The organism is Aeromonas sp. FDAARGOS 1404, from assembly GCF_019047085.1.
Taxonomy (GTDB): Bacteria; Pseudomonadota; Gammaproteobacteria; order Enterobacterales; family Aeromonadaceae; genus Aeromonas; species Aeromonas veronii.
On sequence record NZ_CP077237.1, the window covers coordinates 263,619 to 281,835 of the forward strand.

General features: G+C 55.7%; 11 protein-coding genes and 1 pseudogene. 5 read left to right on the forward strand and 7 right to left on the reverse strand.

Annotation, left to right across the window (positions count from 1 at the left end):
- Positions 1-80: 80 nt before the first annotated feature.
- On the reverse strand, positions 81-2,885 hold the full coding sequence (locus I6L34_RS01200; protein WP_216955387.1) for a response regulator: 2,805 nt from the start codon (positions 2,883-2,885) through the stop codon (positions 81-83).
- A 187-nt stretch (positions 2,886-3,072) separates the two neighbouring features.
- On the opposite strand from I6L34_RS01200, the pseudogene trxC reads away from it, so the two are divergent.
- Positions 3,073-3,507: pseudogene (trxC, locus tag I6L34_RS01205) on the forward strand (thioredoxin TrxC).
- Between the two features lie 161 nt (positions 3,508-3,668).
- Entirely contained in the window at positions 3,669-5,051 is a 1,383-nt protein-coding gene (locus I6L34_RS01210) for a DASS family sodium-coupled anion symporter (RefSeq protein ID WP_216955390.1), read from the forward strand.
- Between the two features lie 63 nt (positions 5,052-5,114).
- Here the strand turns inward: I6L34_RS01210 and I6L34_RS01215 are convergent, their stop codons facing one another.
- Positions 5,115-7,589 (reverse strand): glycogen/starch/alpha-glucan phosphorylase, encoded by a 2,475-nt coding sequence (locus I6L34_RS01215; protein ID WP_019446118.1) that lies wholly within the window; start codon positions 7,587-7,589, stop codon positions 5,115-5,117.
- Between the two features lie 375 nt (positions 7,590-7,964).
- Positions 7,965-8,162, reverse strand: a complete 198-nt coding sequence (locus I6L34_RS01220) for a DUF4250 domain-containing protein (protein WP_005333612.1) — start codon at positions 8,160-8,162, stop codon at positions 7,965-7,967.
- 230 nt (positions 8,163-8,392) lie between these two features.
- Between I6L34_RS01220 and I6L34_RS01225 the strand changes: the two genes are divergently transcribed.
- Both I6L34_RS01225 and I6L34_RS01230 read left to right on the forward strand, forming a co-directional pair.
- A complete protein-coding gene (locus tag I6L34_RS01225) occupies positions 8,393-8,878 on the forward strand; it encodes a cell division inhibitor (RefSeq protein ID WP_216955392.1) in 486 nt (161 codons plus the stop codon).
- Positions 8,879-9,290: 412 nt separating this feature from the next.
- On the forward strand, positions 9,291-9,725 hold the full coding sequence (locus I6L34_RS01230; protein WP_005352569.1) for a YcgN family cysteine cluster protein: 435 nt from the start codon (positions 9,291-9,293) through the stop codon (positions 9,723-9,725).
- A gap of 491 nt (positions 9,726-10,216) precedes the next feature.
- On the opposite strand, the gene pflB is transcribed toward I6L34_RS01230, so the two are convergent.
- The 4 genes from pflB to I6L34_RS01250 form a co-directional block, all read right to left on the reverse strand.
- Complete coding sequence (gene pflB, locus I6L34_RS01235; RefSeq protein ID WP_058056933.1) at positions 10,217-12,499, reverse strand: formate C-acetyltransferase; 2,283 nt, start codon at positions 12,497-12,499, stop codon at positions 10,217-10,219.
- 46 nt (positions 12,500-12,545) lie between these two features.
- On the reverse strand, positions 12,546-13,394 hold the full coding sequence (focA, locus tag I6L34_RS01240; RefSeq protein WP_005333620.1) for a formate transporter FocA: 849 nt from the start codon (positions 13,392-13,394) through the stop codon (positions 12,546-12,548).
- A 381-nt stretch (positions 13,395-13,775) separates the two neighbouring features.
- Complete coding sequence (ycaO, locus tag I6L34_RS01245) at positions 13,776-15,536, reverse strand: 30S ribosomal protein S12 methylthiotransferase accessory factor YcaO (RefSeq protein WP_216955394.1); 1,761 nt, start codon at positions 15,534-15,536, stop codon at positions 13,776-13,778.
- Between the two features lie 193 nt (positions 15,537-15,729).
- On the reverse strand, positions 15,730-17,163 hold the full coding sequence (locus I6L34_RS01250) for a glycoside hydrolase family 1 protein (RefSeq protein ID WP_216955397.1): 1,434 nt from the start codon (positions 17,161-17,163) through the stop codon (positions 15,730-15,732).
- Positions 17,164-17,330: 167 nt separating this feature from the next.
- Between I6L34_RS01250 and I6L34_RS01255 the strand changes: the two genes are divergently transcribed.
- Positions 17,331-18,194 (forward strand): LysR family transcriptional regulator, encoded by an 864-nt coding sequence (locus tag I6L34_RS01255; protein WP_216955399.1) that lies wholly within the window; start codon positions 17,331-17,333, stop codon positions 18,192-18,194.
- Positions 18,195-18,217: the final 23 nt, after the last annotated feature.

The following is an 18,217-nucleotide window of genomic DNA, read 5'->3' on the forward strand; positions in this document are numbered from 1 at the left end:
ATCGCCTCCGGCTGGAGGCGATTCGAACGAAAGCTCATCATATCCCGAACCGGGATGGTTGAGAATAATTACTATTTAATTCACTGTGACATGCGCTCATCCCCTGATGAATAGGGATTATACGAATTTTCATGCTGCTCACCGGTCAACAGGAAGTGTGACACCTCTTCCCGGGTCTGGCTAAAGACCTGTTGCAACTGCTCCAGATCCGTCTCGCTTAGCACCTCGTTTTGCCGCAAGCGCCACTCCAGCTCGCCAGCCACCAATTGCAGACGGGCCGCCGAGATATTGGCAGACACCCCCTTGAGGGTGTGCAGCAGCTTGCTGGCCACCTCGGGCTGCTGACGGCGCAGGGCGGAGCGGATCTCCCACAGATCGTCCTTGTGCTCCGACATGAACAGCTTGAACAGGATCTGCAACGCCTCCTTGTCCTGCTCCAGCCGCTTGAGTGCATCCTGCAGATCGAGGATCCCGATCATATCCGGCGGTTTAACCTCCATGATCCCCGCCTGCTCCACCCCTTGCGGCTTTACCCACTGCAGCAGGTTGTTGTAGAGATCCAGCTTGCTCACCGGCTTGGTGACATAGCCATTCATCCCCACCCCCAGGCAGCGCTCCTTGTCACCGGGCATGGCACTGGCGGTGAGGGCAATGATGGGCACATCGTGTTTGTCGACCATCTTGCGGATCTGGCGGGTGGCATCGAGTCCGTCCAGCACCGGCATCTGCAAATCCATCAGGATCACGTCAAAAGGCTGCTCGGCGACCCGCTCCACCGCCTCCCGACCATTGCTGACCACACACACCACCGCATCGACGCGCCGCAGATACTCGATGATGAGCTGCTGATTGACCCGGTTATCTTCCGCCAACAGCACTCGGGTACCCTGCAACAGGGATTTGAAGTGTTGCTGATCCCCCTGTGCCTCGGCCTTGCGCAGGTTGAGTTCGTAGGAGCTGCCGTTAAGCAGCTCGTCCACCTTGGCCAGCAGGGCATTTTCGGTCATCGGTTTGGGCAGAAAATGGGTCAGCCCCATGCTGTCCATCCTAGCGTGTAGCCCCTCTCTGGCCCAGGCACTGATCATCAGGATGGGGATCCGCCGCCACTGGCTGTGCTGATACATCTCCAGCGCCAGATCGAGCCCATCCTCCTGACCCATGCGCCAGTCGAGGATCGCCAACCGCAGATTCGGTCCCTCTTCACGGAGCAGCTGACGGGCGCGGGAAAGGGAGTTAACCGGCAGCACCCGCACTCCCGCGCGTGTCAGAATGTCCCGGGCCAGATCCAGCACCAGTTCGTTGTCATCCATCACCATCACCAACGGCTGGTTCTCGAAGAAGACTTTCCGTCCAGCCACGCCGTAGACCGCCTGCGCCATCGGGATATCGAACTTGAACAGAGAGCCGACGCCAGGCTTGCTCTCTACGGTGATCCGCCCCCCCATCAGCTCCACCAGCCGCTGGGAGATGTTGAGCCCAAGACCCGAGCCGCCATATTTGCGGGTATTGCCCGCCTCCAGCTGGGTAAACGCCTGAAACAGTTGGGTCTGCTTCTCTTCGGCAATGCCGATGCCGGTATCGCGAACACTGAAGCGGATCCGCATTGGGTGAGGATTGGCCAGCTCGATGCAGACTTCGACTTCACCGCGTTCGGTAAACTTGATGGCGTTGTTCACCAGATTGACCAGCACTTGTCCCAGTCGCAAGGGATCCCCACGCAAGAAGACCGGCACCTCCGGTGACTTGCGAATAACCACTTCCACGTGTTTGCGCTCCGCCAGATCGGCAAACATGCCCGCCAGCGAATCGAGCTGCTCGCTGAGATCGAAGTCGATCTCCTCCAACGTCAGCTTGCCTGACTCCACCTTGGTCAAATCAAGGATGTCGTTGATCAGCAACAGCAGGGTATCGGATGAGGATTTGATCTTGCCCAGATAGTCCCGCTGTTGCTGATCCAGTTCGGTCTGCAGTGCCAGCGAGCTAAAACCTATGATGGCATTCATGGGGGTGCGGATCTCATGGCTCATGTTGGCCAGAAAATCGCTTTTGGCCTGGGCCAGCAAGCCGGTCTGGCGCGACAACTCGCTCAGCTTCTGGTTGCGGCGCCACAGGGTGAAGGCCACCAGCGCAAAGCAGATCAAAGCCCCGCACAGCACCATCAGATAGAAGCGGTTCATCAAAGAGGAGGCGCGCTCCAGCTTGTCGAGTTTCCAGCGCACCAGACTCTCGATCACATGCATGTCGATGAGCTGGTAACGCAAGGTGTGATAGGCAATCACCTGCTGGCTCATCTCCTTGCTCAGGCGGATCAGGGTAGCGATCTCCGGCAAGTTGCCATAACGGGATTGCAACTGCTGTTGCAGCTGGTCCAGCGTAGTCTGTTCACGTTTGTCCCAACTGCGCTGCAGATAGTTGCTCAGTTGCGCCAGCTCCTCCAGGTCGCGATGGAGAGCACTGTCTGACGGGCTTATCCCCCGCACCTTTTTAATCTGGGCCTGCAGGGGCGCATTGAGGTACTCGATAGCCATCTCAATGGCATGAAGCCTGGCCAGCGCCATCAGATAGGTGTCCATGTCCTCAAGCAGTGCCTGGGAGAGATCGTCTTGCACCAGCTCGGGATCACTTCTGACTTCCCGTACAAAACCGTCAAGGGTGATGGATAACTGGTTCAGGCGCTGCTGGACATTGCTGTCATTGGCCTGCTCCCGCCCAAGCAGATAGACGGTATCGGCGTTCATCCGGTTCAGCACCACCTCGGCCGCGTCGTTCAGGTCGTGGGCCTTTTGCTGCTGACTGAGCGACTGCCAGCAGTAGCCCGAAAAGGCAAGCAGCAGGGCAACAATCAGCCCTGGCACAGCACGGTTTTTCCGTGATCCTTTATTCATCCCGTCTCGACTCTCATCTGGTGGTCGCTGAATTATCCGGTCAGGCAATGAACCCTGGGGGAATTATCCACTCCCGCTGGGCACTGTGTTACCGTTATTGCTCTGATATTTCGCTATTGTTTCGCGATTGCTTCATTCTGGCTTTTCATCATATCCCCAGCCAGAGCTGATTTAGAAGGAACCAATTATGTCATTTATCACTACTTATTGTAGCCACTGCTTTACCAGGAACCGCCTGCCCGTTACCCATATCGATACATCTGCCAAATGCGGGCGCTGCAAAGCCCTCCTGTTCAGCCAGACCCCTTGCCTCGGGAATGCGGATAACTTCGATACCCTGATCAACTCAGATATCCCGGTCGTGGTCGATTTCTGGGCCAGCTGGTGCGGCCCCTGACAGCAGTTTGCTCCGGTATTTCATGAGGTTGCCCATGAACTCGAACCACGGATGCGCTTTGTCAAAGTCGATACCGAGCAGCAGAGCACCATTGCCGCCCGTTACGCCATTCGCAGCATCCCCACCCTGATGGTCTTCAAACAGGGCAAACTGGTGAACCAGATAAATGGCTCCTTGCCCAAGAACATGTTCAAGCAGTGGCTGGAACAGTTCATGGATGTTTGATTTATATTTCGCACATGTTTTATTTATGTGTTTATTTCCTCATTTTTACCAATGAGTATGTGAGTAGAGGCTGATTTTCAACATGTGAGTCTGTTTCAAACAAGTGAATGGATGTAATCTCGGCAACACAAAAACAACCATAAATTAACCGAGAGAACATTATGCACACATCAGCTGTACCCTCTGCTCCATCTCGCTGGCTGGACATCAAATCAGGGATCGTCATCCTGGATGTTTTGCTACTTTGTGCCATGCTCGCCAGGCTCCCGTTTGACCCCATGGTCAACAAGGGGCTGGGCATTCTGGTCTTTATCGCCATCCTCTGGCTGACCGAAGCACTGCACGTCACCATCACCGCGCTGCTGGTACCCCTGCTGGCTACCGTGCTCGGGGTGTTTGACATGAGCAAATCCCTCACCGATTTTGCCAACCCGATCCTGTTCCTCTTTTTTGGCGGTTTCGCCCTCGCGGCAGCCCTCTCCAAACAGGGACTGGATACCCTGATGGCAGGCAAGGTGATGCACCTGGCCAATGGTCATCTGGGTTGGGGCGTGATCCTGCTCTTTACCATCACAGCCGCCATGTCGATGTGGATCAGCAACACCGCTACCACCGCCATGATGCTGCCACTGGCGATCGGTATGCTGGCACGCCTCGATAGCAAAAAAGAGCGCGCCACCTTCGTCTTCGTATTGCTGGGGATCGCCTACAGCGCCAGTATCGGCGGCATCGGTACCCTGGTGGGTAGCCCACCCAACGCCATCGCAGCAGCCCAGATGGGGATTGGCTTCACTGACTGGATGAAATTCGGTGTTCCAGTAGTGCTGATCCTGATGCCCTGCGGCATTGCCCTGCTCTATCTGGTAACCCGCCCGCGTCTCAGCCACCGCGTCGAGATCCAGGATGTCACCATCAACTGGACCCGCGAGCGGAAAGTGACGCTGGCAATCTTCCTGACCACTGTTGTGCTCTGGATCGGCTCACAACCCATCTCCAACGCCTTTGGCGGTATTCCGCAACTCGACACCCTGATTGCCATGGGCGCCATCGTAGCCATCGTGGTCAGCCGTGTCGCCAGCTGGGATGACGTCAACCAGAACACCGACTGGGGCGTGCTGATGCTGTTTGGCGGCGGTTTGACTCTGAGCGCCATTCTCAAGGCCACTGGTACCAGCGCATTCCTGGCCAGCCATTTGTCGGCCGTGCTCTCCAACGCCAACATTTTTGTCGTATTGCTTATGCTGGCCGCCTTCGTGGTGTTCCTGACCGAGCTGGTCTCCAACACCGCCACCGCCGCGCTGTTGGTTCCCCTGTTTGCCGGTGTCGCCGAGGCGCTGGGGGTATCACCTGTGGTGATGTCTGTGCTAATCGCTATCGGTGCCTCCTGTGCCTTTATGCTGCCGGTCGCCACGCCGCCCAATGCCATCGTCTTTGCCAGTGGCCACATCCGCCAAAGGGAGATGATGAAAGCCGGTATGGCTCTGAACGTGGTCTTTACCGTGCTGCTCGCCCTGCTGGCCTACTTCGTTGGCGATATCCTCTGATCCAGCTCCCCCCAATAAACAAAAACCCCCGCATTGCGGGGGTTTTCTCATTTATGAATCCGATTAGCCAATGTTGCAGGCCTTCAGATCCCAGATCCGATCCACATAGTCCTGAATAGAGCGGTCGGAGTTGAACTTGCCCATGGTGGCCGAGTTGATGATGGCCTTCTTCGCCCACAGTGCCGGATCCCGATACCAGGTATCGATCAGCTTGTGTGCATCCGAGTAGGACTGGAAGTCCGCCAGGGTCAGGTAAGGGTCTCCCCCTTCCAGCAAGGAGCGCTTGATGGAGGCCAGCTCACCCGGACGACCAGGCGTGAAGTAGTCGGTATCAAACCAGTCCAGCACGGCTTTGAGCTCGGAGTTGGCATAATAGAAGTCGTACGGGTTGTAACCGCGCGCCTTCAGCGACTTCACTTCGTCCACGTTCAGACCGAAGATGGCACAGTTTTCGGCACCCGCCTCTTCGGCGATCTCGATGTTGGCCCCATCCAGCGTCCCGATGGTGATTGCACCGTTGAGTGCCATCTTCATGTTGCCGGTACCGGATGCTTCGTAACCTGCAGTGGAGATCTGCTCGGAGACATCTGCCGCCGGGATCAGCTTCTCGGCCAGACTCACGCGGTAGTTCGGCATGAACACCACTTTCAGCTTGCCCTGGATACGAGCATCGTTATTGACCCTATCCGCCAGCTTGTTGATGGCATAGATGATGTCTTTGGCCAGCTTGTAACCAGGCGCCGCTTTGGAGCCGAAGATAAACACGCGCGGATGCATGTCATAGTCCGGGTTGGCCAGCAGGCGACGATAGAGCGCCATGATGTGAATAAGATTCAGCTGCTGGCGCTTGTACTCGTGCAGACGCTTGATCTGAACGTCAAAGATCGCCTCGGCACTGACATCGATACCGGTTTCGTCTTTGATGACCTTGACCAGCTTCTCTTTGTTGTGACGCTTGATGGTCATGAACTGCTGCTGGAACGCCTTGTCGTCGGCAAACTTCACCACGCCACGCAGTTTGTCCAGTTGCAGCGGCCACTCCTTGCCCACTACTTCGTTGTAGAGGCCAGCCAGTTCCGGGTTGCACGCCAGCAGCCAGCGACGCGGGGTCACCCCGTTGGTCACGTTGCACATTTTTTCCGGCCACAGCTCGGCATACTCGGGGAAGAGATCTTCCTTCACCAGCTTGGAGTGGATCTCGGCCACACCGTTCACTTTGGACGAACCGATCACGCACAGGTTGCCCATGCGAACCTTGCGCACATCTCCCTCTTCGATGATGGAGAGCTTGGCTTTGATAGCATCGTTGCCCGGCCACTTGGGCTCCACCCACTCGTTCAGGAAGCGGGCGTTGATCTCGTAAATCACCTCCAGATGGCGAGGCAGTACTTTCTCGAACAGGCTGACTGACCACTTCTCCAGCGCTTCCGGCAGCAGAGTGTGGTTGGTATAAGAGAAGACCTGATAGCAGATAGCCCAAGCGGCATCCCAGTTCAGATCTTCCTCGTCAACCAGCACCCGCATCAGTTCCGGGATGGCGACAGTCGGGTGAGTATCGTTAAGCTGAATGGCAATTTGCGCGGCAAAGTTGCTGAAGTCACTGCCATGGACCCGCTTGTAGCGGCGCATGATGTCCTTGATGGAGCAAGCACAGAAGAAGTACTGCTGGATCAGACGCAGCTCTTTACCTGCATCGGTCTCATCGTTCGGATACAGCACCTTGGAGATGGTCTCGGCCTGGGCTTTCTCAGCCTGGGAGTCGATGTAACCACCAGCGTTGAACACGTCCCAGTCGAAAAACTCGGAGGCGCGGGATTCCCACAAACGCAGGATGTTGACGGTGTGACCGCCAAAACCGACCACCGGAATATCCCAAGGCACCCCTTTAATCTTGCGACCGGCGTGCCATACCTTCTTCAGGCCGCCATTGTCACCAAACACGGTCTCGACGTAGCCATAGAGCGGCACTTCTTGCACCGACTCGGGGCGGCAGATCTCCCATGGGTTGCCATATTCACGCCAGGAGTCCGGACGCTCGATCTGGCGGCCATCCTGGATTTCCTGACGGAACAGACCGTGTTCGTAGTGGATACCGTAACCAACCGCCGGATAGTTCAGAGTGGCCAGCGAGTCGATAAAGCAGGCAGCCAGACGACCCAGGCCGCCGTTGCCAAGTGCCATGTCCGGCTCTTGTTCGCACAGGTCGGTCAGTTCCAGACCGAGTTCGCCCAGCGCCTCTTCGCAAGTCTTGTAGAGGGAGAGGTTGTGCAGGTTGTTGGAAGTCAATCGTCCCATCAGGAATTCAGCAGAGAGATAGTGAATCGCACGAGTATCTTTCTTGAAATGAGTCTGCTGAGTGCGGGTCAGGCGCTCGTACACCTGTTCATTGACAGCCGCAGCAGTGGCTTTCCACCACGCTTCGGGAGAGGCTTTCTGTTCGCTTGTTCCCAAGGTAGAACGCAGGTGACGCACGATACTCGCCTTGAGCTGATCTTTATCCAGTTGGAGATCCTGGTCTGTCTTCTTCTTGGTAGCCATAAACCATATTCCTTCGTTACAAATAAAATTGTTATCCCGCTTGCGGGACCGGCGCTGTTGTTATCTCAAAATATGTACCGGCGTGAGAATACTAACTAAAGCGGCAGAATTAAAAGTTAACGCAAGTCACACTTTAACCGATAAAAACAGCCTGAAAAGCTTGAAAACCCTTTCCTTTAATTGATCGCATAAAAACAAACATTCCCTTTATTATCATAAGCTTAATGAAACAATAAAAATATTCTGGCATGAATAGGTTTTCAGAGATTGCCAAGCCTTGAAAATCCCTGAAAATAGGCAGCAAGACGGCACATTGAAACCGATTTCAATGTGCCTGAAAAATTACCGTATAAATATGAAGCAATCATTGCATCCTTAAAGATGTGCTTTGAACTGATTGCTCAATGGATCGTAATGGTACCCAATCTGATCCAGACGCCCTGCCAACTGCTCTTCACTCATATCGTAATAGGCCAGCAACTCCTCCAACCCGTCACATTCAAGCCTTAGCTTCTCATTGATGATGCCCAGCAAGATGTTGGCATCAAGACGTTGCAAGGTACTGATATCCATGGCGGCACCTCCTGTAAATGACCTGTATAACCATGGGCGGTTACGCAAGGTTTGTCCATAGTACGAAAAACACCCAACCAGATTTATATTAAATAGTGTTTAAAAACATAACCTTACTAACGACACATGCCAACACCATCACATTTTTCAGCAAAAACACCTTGTCACTGCCACAGGATAGAACTACTGTATGCGCATACAGCTTGGATATCCATACAGGAACCCCATATATGAACCAGCCCCTGCACTCACTGCCCTTTGCGATGAATCGTGTCATGAGCAAGCCCTGGCCAACCAGAACCGCCTGCAAAGCGGAGTTGGCTCATTATGGTGTGACTATCCAGCCTGATGATCAGTTTCTGAGCGAGCTGACAAAGCTTGGGGAGGCTCATACCGGCTGGATCTTGCTGATCGCCCCTCCGGGACGCCCCACAGTCAGCCGCTTGGAAGAGCGAGGGATCGATCCCAAGAGAGTGCTGGTGGTACATAGCCCCAAAATCAAGAACTGGCAGCAAACTCTGGAGCGCAGTCTTGGCAATGGTCATTGCGCCGCTGTATTTACCTGGCTACCCGAGCAGATCGAGCTGGATCACGTCAAGCTGCAGCGACTGGGACAGCAATCTGGCGTACTCACCCGCTTCTTTGGCGCGAAACGGACTAACCTCGGCACACCTCTGCTGGCCTATGCAGAGCAAGATATCTATCTCAATCATTAAGACAAAAAACGAAAGCCTACGCAGGCTCTCCCGCGGGTCGCAGTGACAGAAGGGCGCAAACAATATGTGACCAGCGGCTTTATTTGAAAGACAAGCGTGCAACAGCCTGACGGTAGGCATCGGAGATCATTTGACCCTGCTTACTGCAAGCAGACAAACATCAAAAGATGTAACGGATAAAGAAGCAGAAAATAAAACCTGAACTGGACAATCATGCAGCCCAAGTATTCAAACCTTCGGGACTTCCTGCCCACCAGCGAACCCGTTTGAGTAATATGATGAGGCTGAAAGTCATTGCATTCATTTGAGCTGATCACGACAATTTTCCCCCCGGAGTGACCCTCTCCTTGAAATACCGGGTAACAAGGGGTATAACCACGCGTTTTATCAGGTGTAATAAGTGAGCGGTATGATGCAAGCCCCCTTTTGGCAGACCAAGAGTCTGCAGCAGATGACTGAATCCGAATGGGAATCCCTCTGCGATGGTTGCGGAAAATGCTGCCTCAACAAGCTGATCGATGAAGATACCGACGAACTGGTTTTCACCAATGTCGCCTGCAATTTGCTTAACACCAAGACCTGTCAGTGCTCTGATTACGCCAATCGTTTCAAAAAAGAGCCTGACTGTCTGCAGATCACCCATGACAAGATCGCCGAATATGACTGGCTCCCCTCAACTTGCGCATATCGCCTGCTGTCTGAAGGTGACGCTCTTCCAGAGTGGCATCCTCTGCTGACCGGCAGTCGTTCCGCGATGCATCAGGCTGGTCAATCCGTCCGTGGCAAAGTCATTCACGAGGATCAGGCGGGTGAATGGATCGATCACATCATCACCTGGGCCAGCTGACACGCTCAACCCGCTATTCTCCAGAGACAAGGGCTGCACAATGTGCAGCCCTTGTTGTTTCTGCAAGCAGGGTTTGTAGCTTCACACATATCTGGCTGGCTAAACCAGACCCCCTCCCAGCTACGCATTGAGAGAGGCAGAGAATGATTCCATAGTCACAGGCTTATGGGTATTGCTTGATACCCGCGATGGCGCCTCTGTTCACCCCTTAAACCTGATCAGCTGTTCCACGAGCCATAGCAACACTGATGAAATGGCAGGCAAAGCAACCGCCTATCCCCTTAGAGCGCTAATAAAGCATAATCGCATTACAGACGGGGCCTAGGTCAATCCTGGTGAGCCCCTCCCCTTAATCCTCTTCGAATACCCAGTAACAACTGTTGTGGTTGCGATGGAACTGGAGGCGATTCACAGGGGATGATTACTCCCCCTGAATCGCACGCATAAAAAAACCGGCGCCTTGGCGCCGGTTTTTGCTCACTATCTCTCGATTACAGAGAAGCAGTGAAGGTACGGGTGATGACGTCTTGCTGTTGCTCTTTGGTCAAAGAGTTGAAGCGAACGGCATAACCGGATACGCGGATGGTCAACTGCGGATATTTCTCCGGGTTTTCCATGGCGTCCAGCAGCATTTCACGGTTCATCACGTTAACGTTCAGGTGCTGACCACCCTCTACGTTGGATTCGTGGTGGAAGTAACCGTCCATCAGGCCAGCCAGGTTGGCTTTCTGGGCTTCCATATCTTTACCCAGTGCGTTCGGAACGATGGAGAAGGTATAGGAGATACCATCTTTAGCGTAAGCGAACGGCAGCTTGGCTACGGAAGTCAGGGAAGCAACAGCACCTTTCTGGTCACGACCGTGCATCGGGTTTGCACCCGGGCCGAACGGAGCACCGGCACGACGGCCATCCGGGGTGTTACCGGTCTTCTTGCCATATACCACGTTGGAGGTAATGGTCAGAACAGACTGGGTAGCAACAGCACCACGGTAGGTGTTCAGCTTCTGAATCTTCTTCATGAAGCGCTCAACCAGGTCACAGGCGATATCATCAACGCGAGCGTCGTTGTTACCGAACTGCGGGTATTCGCCGTCGATTTCGAAGTCGATGGCAACGCCATCTTCGTCACGAATCGGCTTGACCTTGGCGTACTTGATGGCAGACAGAGAGTCAGCCGCTACAGACAGACCAGCGATACCACACGCCATAGTGCGATATACGTCACGGTCGTGCAGCGCCATCAGAGAGGCTTCGTAGCTGTACTTGTCATGCATGTAGTGGATGATGTTCAGCGCAGCAACGTATTGCTTGGCCAGCCAATCCATGAAGTGGTCCAGACGATCCATTACGTCGTTGTAGTCGAGGTACTCGGACTTGACCATCTCGGTTTTCGGACCGACCTGGATCTTGAGTTTCTCGTCCATACCACCGTTGATTGCATACAGCATGGTCTTGGCCAGGTTGGCACGAGCACCGAAGAACTGCATCTGCTTACCAACGATCATCGGGGATACACAGCAAGCGATGGCGTAGTCATCGTTGTTGAAATCCGGACGCATCAGATCGTCGTTCTCGTACTGAACGGAAGAGGTCTCGATGGATACCTTGGCACAGTACTTCTTGAAACCGACCGGCAGCTTCTCGGACCACAGGATGGTCAGGTTCGGCTCAGGGGACGGGCCCATGGTGTACAGGGTGTTCAGCATACGGAAGCTGTTCTTGGTGACCAGGGTACGGCCGTCAACGCCCATACCAGCCAGGGTCTCGGTCGCCCACATCGGGTCGCCGGAGAACAGTGAATCGTATTCCGGAGTACGCAGGAAGCGAACCATACGCAGCTTCATGACCATGTGGTCCATCAGCTCCTGGGCTTCTTGCTCGGTGATCAGGCCTTTCTGCAGGTCACGCTCGATGTAGATATCCAGGAAGCTGGAGGTACGACCGAAGGACATGGCTGCACCGTTCTGGGACTTGACTGCCGCCAGGTAGGCGAAGTAGGTCCACTGTACGGCTTCTTTAGCGTTCTTGGCCGGTACGGAGATATCGCAACCGTACTTGGCAGCCATCACCTTCATCTGTGCCAGGGCACGGTGCTGCTCGGAGATCTCTTCGCGCAGACGGATGGTGGCTTCCAGGTTGACGCCGTTTTCCAGGTCAGCTTGCAGGGACTTGAACTGGGCCAGTTTGTCGGCCATCAGGAAGTCAACACCGTACAGAGCAACACGACGGTAGTCACCGATGATACGGCCACGGCCGTAGGCATCCGGCAGACCGGTGATAACACCAGACTTGCGGCAGTTCAGGATGTCTTTGGTGTAAACGTCAAACACGCCCTGGTTGTGAGTCTTGCGGTATTCGGTGAAGATCTTCTCGACCATCGGGTCCAGTTGACGACCGTACACTTCGCAAGAAGTTTTAACCATCTTGATACCGCCGTTGGCGATGATGGCGCGCTTCAGCGGCTTGTCAGTCTGCAGACCAACGATCTGCTCCAGGCTCTGATCGATATAACCGGCATCGTGTGCGGTAATGGTGGAGGGCAGGTCAGTATCAAAATCAACCGGCGCATGAGTGCGGTTCTCGATTTTGATCCCTTCCATGACCTTGTCCCACAGCTTGGTGGTCGCTTCGGTCGCGCCAGCCAGGAAGGACTCGTCACCTTCATACGGGGTGTAGTTCTTCTGGATGAAGTCACGGGTGTTGACAGAGGTCTGCCATTCACCGGCCGCGAAGCCTTCCCATGCTTTTTGGAACTGTTCGTTAAGTTCTGCCATTTTTCATTACCTCACACGGTATTGATGTAGTATCCCGCAATCATCCTTAATGATGACGACGGAAGATAAACCAGTAAGTCAGACCAACCATCACGCCACCACCGATGATATTGCCGATGGTCACGGGGATGAGGTTGTGTAGGACGAAGTTGGATACGGTCAGGTCAGCAAAGGTTGCCGGATCCTGGCCGATGGCCTGCCAAAATTCCGGACTAGCCACGCTGTGGATAGCGATACCAACCGGAATCATAAACATGTTTGCGATGCTGTGCTCGAAACCTGAGGCAACGAACATGGCAACCGGCAGCAGCATAACCACTACCTTGTCAGTCGCGCTGCGGGCACCAAAGGCCATCCATGCAGCAAGACATACCATCAGGTTACAGAGGATACCGAGCGCCACCGCTTCGAAGAAGGTGTGGTGAATTTTGTGTTGGGCCACTTTGAGGGCGTTAAGGCCCCACTGACCGTCTGCTGCCGTGTACTCTGCAGAAACGATGATCAGCGCCACCATCAGCAGACCGCCAATCAGGTTACCGAAGTAGACCAAACCCCAATTCTTGAGCAGCTGAGCCCAGCTGATGCGATTGGCAGCCTTGGCCACCAGTGTCAGGGTGGTGGAGGTGAACAGCTCGGCACCGAGCAGCACACAGAGAATAAGTCCGAGAGAGAAGCAGAGACCGCCCACCAGCTTGGCCATACCCCAAGGCATGGAGCCAGTTCCGGTCGTCACTGTGATGTAGAAGATAAATGCGATGGCGATGAAAGCGCCTGCGGTGATGGCCAGTGGAATGACCTTGTATGCCGGCTTGGTAGCCTTGGCATAGGTGATGTCTTCAGCCAGTGCAGCGATGGCTTCGGGCTTGAGACAATCGAATGGAGATTCAGCTTTCAATTATTTTCTACCTGAATGTTTTGCCTGTTGAAATCATAACAAAGGGCCAAATAGCCAAAATTGACATTGATCAAGTTTATCAGAGTGCGAATGTAATTTTACTACAAATATTTTAGTGCGATGGCTACGCCACTTTACACCAGGTATCAGCTGAAACAGAAATATCACATTTTTAATGCAATGATTTTAAAGAATTTATTTTCGATCATGGAAATATGGTATTGGCAAGATATCTTTGCAGATCGACAGCACATCCCCTGCCCTGCCATCAACCCCCTTAGGGGTATTTTTTGTTTTTTATTTCATCTTTGAATAACAATCCCGTGCTTTGCCGCACGATAAACAGAAGGGGCCACACGGCCCCTTCCTTTACAACAACGATCACGCCCAGTGATGGGCTCGCTTGGCCTTCTGCAGCTTATCGTAAGCCGCCAGCAGCTTCTGGTGCAGCGGGAACTGGGAGAGCGACAGGTCGGCCGCTTCCAGCCCGTGGAAGCGTGCTTCGCCAGTGGCGTTGGCCCATGCCTGTGCCAGCGTCTCTTCACCATACATGCGAGTGAAGACGGCGCGATACTGCTCGGGGTCGCGCTCCTCGTCGAGGAACAACTCGACGCAGGCACGCAAAGCGCGGTAGTAGCTGGCACGCTCGGCAGTGAACACCGACTGGTTGAACTCCATGGTCCAGTCGATGAGATCCAGCGCGGTCTCCAGCTCACCGGCGGCCAGCGCCAGCATGGCTTTCAGCTCGCCAACGCGCAGGGTGTGCAGCGCGGTCCCCTTGGCAGCGGCGATGCCCAGCAGCTCGCGTACACGGGTACGCTCGTCGTGCCCCTCTTCATCCAGTTGATCAAACAACGCCATGTACTGCTCGGCATCCCAATCCAGTGATGGCAGCGCCAGGATCACTTCGCGCAGGTTGGCGCCCATGTTGTTGTTGGCCAGCAGCAGATCTTCGGCCGGATAGATGTCGGACATGCCCGGCACCAGAATGCGGCAGGCGTAGACCCCCAGATGCTCGTAGTCGGCGATATAGACCGGCTGCTCCAGCTCATGGAAGATGCCGATCAGGTGGTCGAACTCCTCCTGCGAGGTGCCACAGAAGTCCCAATCGGCAAACTCAAAGTCCGCATCCTGCTTGAACAGATCCCAGCTGATAAGGCCCGAGGAGTCGATGAAGTGGGTCTCGAGGTTGTGGTGATCCGCCACCTGCTCGTTGTCGAATGACGGCGGCACAAACACGTCGAGATCCTTGAGACCACGGCCCTGCAGCAGCTCGGTGACGGTCCGCTCGAAGGCCACTTCGAAGCGCGGGTGGGCACCGAAGGAGGCAAAGCAGGTGCCGTTGCTCGGGTTGAGCAGCACCACGCAGATGACCGGATAACGACCACCCAGAGAGGCATCGAAGCTGTAAATGGGGAAGCCTTCCGCTTCGAGCGCCGCGATGGAGGCGGCAATCCCCGGATAACGGGCAATGACCTCGTCCGGGATCAGCGGCAGACTGATGGCCTCGGCGATGATCTTGTTCTTCACGTGGCGCTCGAACACCTCGGAGAGCGCTTGAGTGCGCGCTTCGGTCTTGGTGTTGCCAGCACTCATGCCGTTGGAGACATAGAGGTTGCCGATGATGTTCATCGGGATGTAGACGGTCTCGTGATCGGACTGACGCTCGAACGGCAGGGCGACGATACCGCGCTCCTCGTTGTTTGACTGCAGATCCACCAGCATGTCGGCGGTCACTTCACCGTCCGGGTTGTAGAACTTGCGGGTGAAGCTGTCTAGCAGACCGGCCGGGAACTGGTCACCCTCGATGGGGAACCACTTTTCGTTCGGGTAGTGAACGAAATCACCGTTGGCGACCTGCTCGCCCAGATAGAAGTCGGCGAAGAAGTAGTTGGTGGAGAGACGCTCGAAATATTCGCCAAGGGCGGAAGCGAGGGCCGCCTTCTTGCTGGCACCCTTGCCGTTGGTAAAGCAGAGGGGGCACTCTTTGTCCCGAATATGCACCGACCAGACGTTCGGCACAGGGTTGAGCCAGGAGGCCTCTTCAATATCAAAGCCCAAGGCTTGCAGCTTGGTCTGGAAGCGTTCGATGGAGTCTTCCAGCGCCGCGTCCTTGCCGGGAATAAAAGTGTGGTCAGTCATCACGATATCCTGATTTTTATTGGCTCATGTTCGGCCGCAGATAATAGCAGGGGTCGGCGGCTTTGGCAGGACAAAAATCAACAAACAGGGATGAGTCGCACGTTGAGAAACCGGCTTATCCCCGCTCCCCCGCCACAAACAGCGCGGGCCCGGGGATTGCCCGGGCCCGCTGGTTACGCGACGCGATAAACCGTCAGAGCTGCTTGCCCTGGCTCGCAATCACCTGGCTGTACCAGTGGAAGCTCGCTTTCTTGATCCGGCGAAGGGAGCCCCCCTGCTCGTCACGCTCCACATAGACGAAGCCGTAGCGCTTCTGATAGCCGTTGAGCCAGCTCAGGATGTCGGTGAACGACCAGGCGCAGTAGCCGAGCAATTCCACCCCATCCTGCATCGCCTCCTGGCACGCCTTGACGTGGCTGCGCAGGTAATCGATGCGGTACTCATCGTTCACCTTGTCGCCCGCCTCCAGCTTGTCGAACTCGCCAAGACCGTTCTCGGTGATCATCAGCGGCAGGCCATAGCGGGAAGAGAGGCGACGCAGGGCGATGCGCATACCGGTCGGGTCGATGGCCCAATCCCAGTTGCTGGTCTCAAGGTGCGGATTGGGTGCCGTCTTGTAGAGGCCGGGGATGCCGCTCGATGGCGTAGTACCCTTCTTGCCGGTGGTGTTGATCCGCTGCAGGGTCTGACCGCCCAAGGGGTTATCAGTGTAGGTCAGGGTGTAGTAATAGTTGACGCCGATGTAGTCGGGCGTCCCCTCTCGCAGCAGCTCCATATCGCCCGGCAGGATCTCCGGCGCCTCACCGTTTTCCCGCAAGTAAGCGAGCGCCGCCTGCGGATAGCGGCCAAAGCAGTAGGCATCCAGCCACCAGAGGTTGTTGAACTCCTCGGCGTTCTCGTAGGCCAGCATATCTTTCGGATCGCACGACGCCGGATAGGCAGGAGAGTAAGCAAAGCTCGGGCCGATGAGGCCATTTGGCACATGCTGGCGAAACGCCTTGATCACCCGGGCGTTGGCCAGAAACGCGATATGGTTGGCGGCAAAGAAGCGCTTGCGATCCTGCACAGCGGGCGGATGGGTGCCGAGCTGATAGGCGTTAGTCAGGTTGTAGTTCTGCTCGTTAAGCGACACCCAGTACTTCACCTTGCCGGCAAAGCGCTGATAGAGGGTCACGCAGTAGCGCTCGAAATCCTCGATAATGCGTCGGTCTTCCCAACCGCCGTACTCATCCTGCAGCGCCTGCGGCAGATCCCAGTGATAAAGGGTCAGTACCGGCTCGATCTGGTGGGCCAAGAGGGTGTCGATCAGCTTCTCGTAGAAGGCCAGACCCGCCTCGTTCAACTCCCCCCGACCGGTGGGATAGATGCGCGGCCAGCTCACCGAGAAGCGGTAAGCCTTGAGCCCCATCTCGGCCATCAGCGCCACGTCCTCTTCCATGCGGTGGTAGTGATCCACCGCCACATCGCCGTTGCTCCCCTCAAAGGTCTTGCCCGGCAGCTTGGTGAAGAGATCCCACACCGAGGGCCCCTTGCCATCGGCATTCCAGCCCCCCTCCACCTGATAGGCGGCGGAGGCGGCGCCCCACAGAAAATCGCTCGGGAAGTCGTTGAACTTGTGATGATGCATCTGGTGTTGCTCCTTCTGCGCTGATGGTGTCAGCCATCTCTGATAACTCGGCGCCCCCGTGCCGGGGTACCCGAAATGAATTGGCATAAGCATCCATCACTTCTAAAATTCCGTCCAATGACAAATATGACCACTCAGCATTCCCAACAGGAATGAAAGGAGCCCTGATGGAGCTACGGGATCTGAAAGCCTTCGTCACTCTGGGGGAGGTGCTGCACTTCGGCCAGGCGGCGGTACGTCAGCACGTTACCCAGTCGGCCCTGAGCAAACAGATAAGGCGACTGGAGGAGGAGCTGGGCGGCGAGCTGTTCGAGCGCAACGCCAGCACCACTCGCCTCACCGGACTGGGCAGGGCGCTGTATGAAAATGCCCGCGCTGTAGTCATCCAGAGCGAGCAGCTCTCGCGCACCGCCCGCGACGTGCTGGCGGGCAATGTCGGCACCCTGCGCATCGGCTTTGGCGTGGCCACCAAAATCCTGGTGCCCGCCGCCATCGCCCGCTTTCGCGCCGAGCGGCCGCAGGTGACCATCGAGCTCAACGATCTCTCCACCCACCACCAGCTACTGGCGCTCAGTGAAGGCAAGCTGGATCTCGGTTTTTGCCGCCTGCCCGCCCCCAAGGGGTGGCACGCCCTGCCAGTGGTCGAAGCCCACTTTGTCGCCGTGCTGCCCGCCAGCTACCGAGATGTGAGGGAGTTGGCGGATCTGGTGGACAAACCGCTGGCGATCCTGCGTCGTGACAAGGCCCCATCCTTTTACGATCACCTGATGAACTATCTGGCCCAGAGCGGGCTGCGTTTTCGCGATATCCAGTACGTCAACGACTTCGCCGCCGGTGTTGCCACCGCGGCGGCAGAGATCGCCTGGACTCTGGTTCCCTCCTCCACCACCATCGAGCACCCGGATGTGCTCACCCTCCCTCTGAGAGACGGGGAAGCCTGCTGGACCATTGGCCTTATCCGTCCGCCCCACAGCAAGGGGCCCTTGATCGATGCCTTCTGGGCAACCATTTCTGATATGACGCCAAGATAGACACGCCGTTGGCAAACCGCAGA